Here is a 10,890-nt window from a genome sequence, read left to right as displayed (position 1 = left end):
CCAAAAAGAAAGGAGAGGAAAAAGTGAAGTGGAAAAAGCCTTTTAGTGTCATGACGACAACGGTGTTCATGGCAAGTATGTTCGCTGGAAGTGCTTGGGCAAATGAATCGTCCCATTCACCAACATCGGTTGTCTCTTCTTCTAGTAAATTGCAACGAGAAATTGTGCAAAAAAAGCTAGAAAAGCAATTGAAAAAGCTTCCTCAAAAAGTAGAGTGGAAGGAAACAGACCATGTACGTGTTGTTGTTGAGGTGGAAGGAAAAACGCCACTACAATATGCAACAGAGCAAGGCAAGTTGTATAAAGATCTATCAGAACAAACGCGAGAGCAACTTGAAAAACAAGCAGAACAAAAACAAAAAGAAGCGTTGCAACAAATTCAACAATCTGGTGTTGATGTAGATGTCGAACAATCGTTTACAACGGTTGTAAACGGATTTAGTACAGAAGTGCAATATGGTGATATTGAAAAAATTCAAAGTTTACCATCGGTCAAAGCTGTTCATCTTGTTAACGCATATGAGCGACCACAACCGATGCCAAATATGAAAACAAGTCATCAGTTTATTCAGTCGCAAACAACATGGGCAGACGCACACCTACGTGGCGAAGGTACTGTCATTGCGATTATTGACACAGGTATTGATCCATCCCACCAAGATATGAAATTAAGTGAAACAACGGAAGAAGCATTAACAAAAGATGAAGTTGAACAAATTGCTAGTGAACATCACCTCCCAGGAAAATACTTCACAGAAAAAGTACCGTACGGATACAACTACTTCGATAAAACAGATGAAATTCGTGATCTTGGTCCGGCAGCTTCTATGCACGGTATGCACGTAGCTGGCACAGCTGCGGCAAACGGTCAAATTTCTGGTGTCGCCCCAGAAGCGCAAGTGCTAGCGATGAAAGTGTTTAGCAACGATCCGATGTATGCATATACATATGATGATGTATATGTAGCAGCAATTGATGATGCGATTAAATTAGGTGCAGACGTTATTAACATGAGTTTAGGAAGTGCAGCTGAGTTTTATAATGAGCAAGATATGGCAAGTGAAGCGATTACACGTGCAACAGAAAACGGTATTGTTGTATCAGTATCAGCAGGCAACTCAGGTCATTTCGCTTATGGATTTAGCAATCCACTCGCTGAAAACCCTGATATCGGAACCGTTGGTGCTCCGGGGTTAGCAGCAAATGCCCTTCAAGTTGCTGCTACAGGCAATGAGAGATACTTATACGAGACGTTCGTGAATGTTGGAGATAATCGATTCGTAGGTTATGGGGCAGATAACTGGGTGGAAGTATTTGGCGATGAACCAGTTCAGTTAGTATCCCTTGGTGGTGCATACGGTTTTGCAGAAGATTATGAAGGGATTGATGTAAAAGGAAAAGTTGTCCTCGTTCGACGCGGTGCAATTTCTTTCTATGAAAAAACAATGAATGCGAAGAAAGCAGGAGCCATTGGAATTATTGTTTACAATAACGGCAACCCGAACTTTTACAAAGACCAAGGTGGATGGGATCTCATTCCATTTATGAAGATCGAAACAGAAGATGGGCAAGCATTAGAGCAGCTGATTGCTCATGCTGATGGTTCGCTTCAGGTCAACTTTGTAATCAAAGATCAAACAGAAGATCCAGAAATGGGACGGATGACAGACTTTACGTCATGGGGGACGACGCCAAGTTTACAGTTGAAGCCTGAGATTTCTGCGCCAGGCGGAAACATTTATTCGACACTCCAAAATAATAAATATGGATATATGAGTGGAACATCGATGGCAGCACCACATGTGGCAGGTGGTGCAGCGCTTGTCATGCAACATCTAAAAGAACAATTTCCGAATATGGGAACAAAAGAGCGAGCAAAACTAGCTAAAATCTTACTAATGAATACAGCAAATATCATTACTGATCAAGAAGGTTACCCATTCTCGCCACGACGTCAAGGTGCTGGAATGATGCAAACGTATGCAGCGGTCACGACGCCAGTATACGTCGTCAATACATCAACAGGTGAAGCGAAAGTTGAACTTGGTGATTTTACTGAAAAGTCGATTAAAATGACGTTTACGGCGTACAACATGTCAGATGAAGAAGTCACATACGACGTGAAGGCGAATGTGTTAACGGATCTTGTGAATGGAAAATATAATGCTTTAGCTGCACGCCATATAGAAGGTGCGGTCATTACAAAAGAATACGATCGCATTACAGTGCCAGCGAACGGTCAAAAACGATTTTCTATCAAAATTGATTTATCAAACGCGAAAATACCAACAACTGATGGGGCGAAAGATCTTCATGAAAACATTTTCGTCGAAGGCTTCGTGCAGTTGAAAAACGAAAATAATCCAGACTTAACGATCCCATATGTCGGTTTTTACGGTCATTGGGATGAGCCGGATATTTTTGATGGTATTGCAGATCTAGGCGAGTCATCGTTTTACGGATGGTCAACGATGATGGATGAAACGACATCGTTTTTAATGCCAAATGAAGAAGGAAAGTACGCATTTTCACCAAACGGCGATGGCTTTATGGATCAAATTCAGCCACTTCCAACATTTTTACGCAATGCAAAAGAAGTGCAATACAACATTTTAAAAGATGGGAAACAACTTCGCCGTATTAAATCTGAAAACAACGTACGGAAAAATTTCTTTGATGCAGGTTATGAACCACCATTCTCTTATATGGACGGTCGCCTATGGGATGGAACAGTGAAATTTCATGTTGTTCCAGATGGGGAATATGCGTATGAGTTAAAAGCAGTTATTGATTATCCAAATGCGCGCTGGCAGTCAAAGAAAATACCAGTCATTGTGGATACTTTAGCACCGACTTTATCAGTTGATTATGATGAAGAAACAAATACCATTTCATGGGAAGCTATTGAAACTGGTGCGGGTATCGCCGGCTACGATGTGTTTGTCAACGGCGATTCGATTACAGGTGAAACATTGTTATCAAAAGAAGAAACAAGTGTAGAGCTTCCACAAGTGTACACGAACGCAGAGGTAACTGTAGCTGCGGTTGACTATGCTGGAAATGTTAGTTTTGCTTCAAAGGTTATAGCAGATGAAGAAGCGCCAGTTATTTCGCTATTCTCACCGGAGCCACTTAGTGCATATGGATCAAAAGATGTACACGTATTTGGATCTATTAGTGACGTATCAAACGTTCAAGTTACTGTGAATGGAAAGAAAGTGAAAGTAAGTAACGACCCGATGATCGGAAAATATTTCTCTACGGTTGTGTCATTTGAAAGTGACGGTGTGAAAGACATTCAAGTAACAGCAACCGATGAAAAAGGTCAATCGATTACAATTAATCGCACAGTTTTTGTTGATTCCACACCAGGAGAAATTGAATTTGTAGAGCGTGTGCCGAAGTATGTGACTCATGATGTGGACAAGTTTAAATTGCAAGTGAAATTAAAGGATAATTATCGTCATATGCAATTTTATGTCGATGATGACTTTGCCTATGGGGTAAATTTTGAAAGCCCATTTGTCATGAAAGATTATGAACATACGTATACGCAAGAGCTACAGCTAGAAGACGGGCTCAATACATTCGTGCTCACATTAAAAGATCTCGGTGGTCATGTGACACAAAAAGTTGTATCGATTTATCGTCTAGCAGAAGGAGAACAACCACCGAAAGTAGAGATTACAGACACATATGTACAACCAAACCAATTTGTTAGCACAAACCGTCCAGCATGGCTAAGTGCGTATGCAAACGAAGAAGTAACATGGAAAGTAAAAGTGAAAGATCCACTCGGAAAAGAAGGACAACTTCCAGAACAAGTAGGACAACAGTACTCGTACTCTTATCAAGTGGGACAAGATGCGATGAACGGCACATATACTGTGACGTTTGAGGCGTACGATGCAGAAGGTAAGCTCGTTGATTCGGAAGTCAATACGTTCGTTGTGTACAACTACGAAACGCTTATTGAAGCAGTGAAAGTATTAAATGAAAACGGTGAAGAACAAACATCGTTTAATCAATCTGGTTCTGCTTATGTCATGGCGCGCGTTCAAAACTTAGAATATGCACCAGTCAAGCCGCTCGTCATTTTACAAGTGCTTGATGCAAATCGCCGAGTTGTTGGACGTGCTTTCTTGACAATCGATCAACTTGATCCACAACGAACAAATGGTCTCGGTATGCAATTGCCGCTTTCATCTCTTGCCAAAGGGACATATACAGTAGAAGCGTTCGTTTGGTCAGGATGGGATCAAAAAGCAATGGCTGAAGCGAACAAAGATCGAGTTCAATTTCGAGTGGAATAAGGAGGGGGGCTCCCCCTCCCCACTAAAATAAGGAGGAATGTCGCAGTGAGGAAAGCGTTATATACGCTATTAGCAGTCTTACTTATTTTCTCGTCCTTTGCCCCTTCTATTGCGGTATATGCGCAAGAGGAGAAGAAAACGATCCAAATTGAACTGCCCGAAGGATATGAAGCAGTATGGGAAGCAGATGGTTGGTTAGTCGGTTATAAAGAAGGAGATACTTATTATTCTTCTTGGGAATGGCTGAATGGTGAGCGAGATCAGGCGAATTTAGTTATTCCTGTTGACAAACTAAAACCGAATTTAACGTATGAACTAAGTTTTTCTATCCGTATGAAAAATGAACAAAATGAATATGCTGTATATGCAGATACAAGGAAACTGACATATGAACAACTAAAGGCACTAATCAATGGAGAAACGTTATCTTTGCCAACTGACCTCGTACCAGTTCAGGTGACGGGAGAAGACACCCCGATCACTAAAGAGGCTTCGGCTGAGTATTACTTATCAACAACATATGGGGATTTTACAGTTTATGCATATGATATAAAAAGAAAAATATTTGTTCGTCCACAAAAGATGACAGTTAGCTATCGAGGATTTGATAATGAAAATAATGGTTATTTTGTATACAAACAATTTGAAGTAAATGAAGAACACCGGGTATTGTCATTTGAGGATGCGTTTCATAATGTTTCAAAAATTGAAATAGATGGTGATAAAAAATTAACGTCGTTTGTGTTTATGCGTGAAAAACAATATAGCGCTGCGCACGTTCATTTGAATGAAGGAAATATTTCTAATGTGTATGTTACATCTAATAAGTATAAATATGCTGTTTTCAGTATGGTTGATGATGGAGGATACACATATGACCTATCACCTATCAATCTTGACTTTACAACACCTCGTACACTATCGGTTGCCGGTCAACCTGCAATAGAAAGCACAGATGTATCTTACTGGAAAGATAGTTTGAATGGTACGTCTATTTCTTTGAACACCGATTTGCGTCAAGGGGACTTTAAGTTAAGGAAAATTCAAAAGAAAACTGATGGCGTGTATAAGAATATTGAGCCATATATTCGTGTTGTCAATGAACAAGGGCAGGAAATCGAATTTGAGAAGAAGTATGTTACGGTCGATTATGTTTATATCCAAGCGCCTAATTTACTGAATGGAACATATATCGTATACTATGATTTAAATCTTCCAGATGGAAATTATGTATACTGGAAAAAGAAGTTTACTATATCGGATGGAACGACACAACCTGTTCCAGAAAAAGAAGTTCATATTCAAACCGATCAAACGATATATTCACCAAATAGTGAAGTGAAGTTTAACGGTTACGTACGTAAAAATGGCCAAGCTGGTTACGGGATGAAACCGACGTTAAAAGTCACATCTCCAACAAATGATGTTGTGTATACGTATCAATGGAATGACGCAGATATTCAAACAGATGGTTCGATCACCACATCGTTTACATTAAATCAAGCAGTTACAGGTGTATACCAAGTTGAATTAGTGACAGGAACAGGTGAGAGAGCATATACGTCGTTTACGGTTTCTGAAAATACCGCACCAGTCATCGTTTCGCCACAAGATGGCTCGTTTGTTCGTGGGGATGATAATAAAATTTACATTCATGGATATGCCAAGGCGAATATCGATTTAACGGTACAAGCAAAACAAGGAGAAGAAGTAATTACATCTGTAAAAACAAAATCAGATGCCACAGGACGTTTCTCAGCTGAGTTGGAACTAGCGGATGGAACATACTCATTAGTTGTATCAGATAGTGAACAATCATCAAAACCTGTAACAGTTACAGTTGATACGACACCGCCAGCAAAGCCTGAAGTGACGATCAAAGAAGAAAATAACGAACTCGTTGTAAGTTGGAATGAAGATAAAGACGTTGCTTACTATAATGTCTTGCTTCAAGTGAATGGCGGGGAGTGGCAAACACTGAAGTCTGGCTTGAATCGTCAAGAGTATCGTTATTCACCTCTGTTGCCAAATACGACATATCGTTTTAAAGTCGTTGCCGTCGACCAAATCGGAAATAGTAGTGATACGATCGCTGAATGGAAAACGGAAGAATTTATTGCGACGACATTGCAAGTTCAAACAGAACAAGGTTATTTAAAAATTGGCAAGAACATGAATATTGAGTTATACGGTTCATACAAAGAAGGCTACAAAGCAACAGCGGTTATATATTATGATGGGAAACAAAAAGAAGTTGATTTAACGTACAATGCGGAACGAAAAGCATACGTTGGAGCGTTTCCAATTGAACAAGGCATGAAGTTCGTTGATCAAGTTGTTGCGTTCATTACAGACGGAAAAGGACAGAAAACGAACGAATTAACAGAAAAAGTTGGAAAGTACGTTGGGGCAACGGTTGAGGGGAACGTACGTACAGACGGTGAGCCATTAACAAAGGGCAAAGTACAAATTGGAGCATACACAGCGGCTATTCAATCCGATGGTACGTTTAAGCTTGAAGGGTTGCCAAAAGGGTTTTACAGTATCGATATTTACGACGGAAAAGAATGGAATTACGCTGTTTCAACGATTCAATTACATTACGGACAAAAAGAGCAAGTAACCATTCATTTACCACAAGAAGTGCGCATTCATTTTGTTGATCAAAATGGAAAGGCAGTATCTGATCGTTTATATGTTGACATGTATAACGATCGAGTATGGATTAGCGGATACATTAATCAAAAAGGGCAGTTCGTTTCTTGGGATGATCGTGCCTTAAAACGTGTACCAGCTGGGGAGTATGAATTGACCGTGTACGGAAATGGGTTGTACGAAACGTTGAAAACAAAGGTCACGATTCATCCAGAAAAAAATTATGTAAAAGAACCGATTGTACTCACATTAAACAAAAAAGATATTGAAGTCGTTGATGTAAAGCTAACGTTTAAAGATAAAGATGGAAATGTCATTACGGAACCGAATGCGTATTTTTATTTATACCAATATGACGTATATCGCACATCGAATTACAATTTCGGTTTTTACCATTCAACATATCCAGTTGAATATAACGAAGATGGTAGCGTAACGATTCCGAATGTCGTTGTTGCAGATGGCTATTCGTTATATACAAGTGTACCTGGGTATATTGCAAAAGAACAAAAAGTAGATATTACAAAAGATCAGCACGATGTAGTTATCACACTCGATAAAGGATTAACAGTGACAGGAAAAATTGCTGATTACGACAAAATGACAAATGTGTGGATGTATGCATATACGGATAGCAGCTATGGCTACGTATCATTTGCACAGGATGGTACATTTACAATTAAAGGATTAAACACAAATGAAAAAATCACATATGTCGTCTCAGCAACCGATTATGTCGAAAAGAGAGAGACTGTTGCTGGAGCAAGTGAAGGTGGCACGCTTGATCTCGGTACCATTATGTTAGAGAAAGCAAAGTACATTGATGGACGTGTGTACGAAGGGGCTAAGCCACTCAAACATGTGTATGTATATGTATACGATAAAGATGGACAATATGCAGGTTGGGCGCGTACCGATAAAGACGGCTATTTTAAAGTTCGCGGCTTACAACCTGGTATGTACAAACTTGAAGCATGGTATAACGGAAAGACGATTAAACAAGAAGTTGATATTCAAAGCGAATCACAAACCGTCACGCTTACATTTACAAAAGGAACAGGAAACTTTGTAGGTGACGGAAATCGCTTCGTTGCGTCTGTTGACACGATCGTACCAGGAAAAACAATTGATTATAAGCTCACGTACCGGAATAATGGTACTACAGATGAAGAGAACGTTCCTGTAACGATTACTTTGCCGGAACATGTGGAGCTTGTCAGTAACTCATTTGTTGTAAACGGAAAACAAGAGACGTTAACGGACGGTAAAGTGACCATTCCTAAAGTAAAAGCTGGTGAATCAGGATCTATTACTTTCCAAGTAAAAGTGAAAGATAGTGCGGATGATTTTGTACGTGTTGTTGCGAAGGTTGGAAATGGAGACGAATTATCAGCAACGACAAATGTATTGTTTGTCACTATGCAAGCACCAGCGCAAACATCTGAGAAGCAAATAAAAGCATACGGAAAAGCAAAACCGAATGCCGTTGTTGAAGTATATGCAGATGGAAAAAAACTAACGGAAACGAAAGTAGAAGGTCGTTGGTGGTTTGCGACAGTAACGTTACCTGTAACAAAAGAAAAAGAGTCCTTCCAGCTGTACGCTGTTGTAAAAGAGAATGGTCAGCAGCACATGTCTGACGTTTCCACTGTTCAATACGATGCATCTGTTCCAAAGGTGGAAAAGGCAGAGGTATTTGCAGGATGGAACGGAACGGTATCGCTTAATCCATATACAGGCGTTGCTTCATTTGCGATTGTTGAAGGGACACCGTTAAATACAAAAATTGTATTTAGTGATGAAGTTGATGAAGCATGGATTGAGTTTTTAGGTGAACAGTACGAAATGGAAAAAGAAAGTGATGGCAAAACGTTCACATTCGATGGCTCAAAACTCGGCGCTTGGAGCTCGTATGGAGAACAAATGTTACAGCTCATTTTTAAAGTTAAGGGGCAGGAAATCCGTCTGCCACTCATGCAAATTATTGTACTTATTGACCCATCAGGCTATGTGTTTGAAGGTAGCATGGACAAACGTTTAGAAGGTGTAACAGCGGAAGTTCAACAGCTACAAGGTGATGAATGGGTGAAATGGAATGCCGAACTTTACGGTCAAGTGAACCCGCAAGTGACAGATGAAAATGGACGATATGGTTGGGATGTCATCAATGGTAAATGGCGTGTTGTTTTCTCAAAAGAAGGTTATGAGACGTATACGTCGCGCATTGTGAACGTTCCACCAGCAGAAACACAATTGAACGTGCCACTTGTTCGTCAAGGTAATCCGCGCGTAGAGACAGCAACGCCTGCAACAAATGCGGAAAACGTAGATACGAACACAAGCATACACGTTACATTCGATCGCCTAATGGATAAAGCATCTATTGAACAATATGTAAGCGTATATGAAGTGAAAAATGGACAAAAAACAAAAGTACCCGGTACGTTCATATATGATCGCATCTTTAACGGCTACAAATCGGATGAAAGTAAAAAGGATGATAGTTTATTAGATGGCAAGGGTGAAAGTGGTTGGTTTATTGTAGATGAAACGAAAAAACTCGTTCAATCATTTACTTTTAAACCAAATGCACCACTCAAACATAGTACGACATATGAAGTAGTAATCAACTCACAAGTAAAAGATTATGCTGGCAAGTCGATGACCGATTACACGTACACCTTTACGACAAAGCAACAGCCAACAAGCCCGACACCAACTCCAGGAGGAGGCTCAGGAGGGGTGCCAAGTCCAGCGCCAACACCTGCTCCATCGACTGATGTTGGTAAAGAAGTGATCCAAAATGGCGAGAAGACGGTCGAACTATCTACAGAGCGTGTGTTAGAAATGGCGAAAAACGTTGACACAGTAAACATTGTCGTGGAGCGTAAACAAGGAGAGCAAAGCGTTCATACACTTAGCGTACAAGTATCAAAACCGTTGGCTGAAGCGTTGGTAGCGAGCGGGAAGTCTATGTCGATCGAGATGAACGGAGCTACTATCGTTTTAGCTAAAGATGTATTGAAATCATTTACGAAAGCGGATGTAAAACTATCCGTAAGTGTCAAAGATGTGAAGCAGGAGACGGAAGGCAAAGTCATTGCACCTGTATATGAACTGTCAGCTAAAACATTAGATGGCCAACATATAATAGGTGGGGAGCCTATTAAAGTCGCATTTAACGTCACATCTACGCCTGTTGATGCTCGGAAAGCGGCTGTATATCGCCTTAACGGTCAGTCTTATGAATACGTTGGCGGTGTATACGACAAGTCGAAAAAACAATTGGTTGTTTCACTCCGTGCATTCGGCACGTTTGCTTTGTTAGAACAAAATAAAACGTTTAATGATGTGACAAGCCAATTAGCTTGGGCTAAGGACGAGATTGAAGTCCTTGCTTCTCGCTCAGTCATTCAAGGTATGACAAAAGATCATTTTGAGCCGAACAAAGCGATCACGCGCGCTCAATTTGCAGTATTGCTTGCACGTGCATTGCAGTTGCCAACGTCCACATATAAAGGTGTGTTTACAGATGTTTCATCACAGATGGCATGGGCTGCACCATACATTGAGGCTGCATATCGTGCAGGTATTGTGCAAGGAAATAAAGGGTTCTTTAAACCGAATGATGTCATTACGCGGGAACAAATGGCAACGATGCTTGTTCGTGCGCTTGCGTACAAAAATCAACATATAAAAGGCAATGAGACCATTACGTTTGCTGATGAATCAACGATTGCACCGTATGCACGTGAACATGTTCAATTAGCCGCATCTTTACAATTAATTCGCGGTACGGTTGTTAACGGCAAACTTGTATTTAAGCCAAAAGCGAATGCAACGCGTGCAGAATCGGCTGTTATGTTGTATCGCTTACTTCAACAAACGGGAGAGTTTTAATGAATGGAGAATGGCTTCTGTC

At 40.4% G+C, this 10,890-nt stretch carries 2 protein-coding genes; both read left to right on the top strand.

Annotation, left to right across the window (positions count from 1 at the left end):
* The first annotated feature begins 23 nt into the window (after nt 1-23).
* Entirely contained in the window at nt 24-4,313 is a 4,290-nt protein-coding gene (locus HNQ84_RS08555; RefSeq protein WP_435621829.1) for a S8 family serine peptidase, read from the top strand.
* Between the two features lie 45 nt (nt 4,314-4,358).
* The gene (locus tag HNQ84_RS08550; RefSeq protein WP_435621828.1) at nt 4,359-10,868 is read left to right on the top strand and encodes an S-layer homology domain-containing protein; all 6,510 of its coding nucleotides are present in this window, start codon (nt 4,359-4,361) and stop codon (nt 10,866-10,868) included.
* The last annotated feature ends 22 nt before the right edge of the window (nt 10,869-10,890 follow it).

Origin of the sequence: Anoxybacillus eryuanensis, from assembly GCF_051200995.1 — a bacterium.
GTDB lineage: Bacteria > Bacillota > Bacilli > Bacillales > Anoxybacillaceae > Anoxybacillus > Anoxybacillus tengchongensis.
Note: the sequence above shows the minus strand (reverse complement) of the source record. Positions and strands in the feature narration are given on the sequence as shown.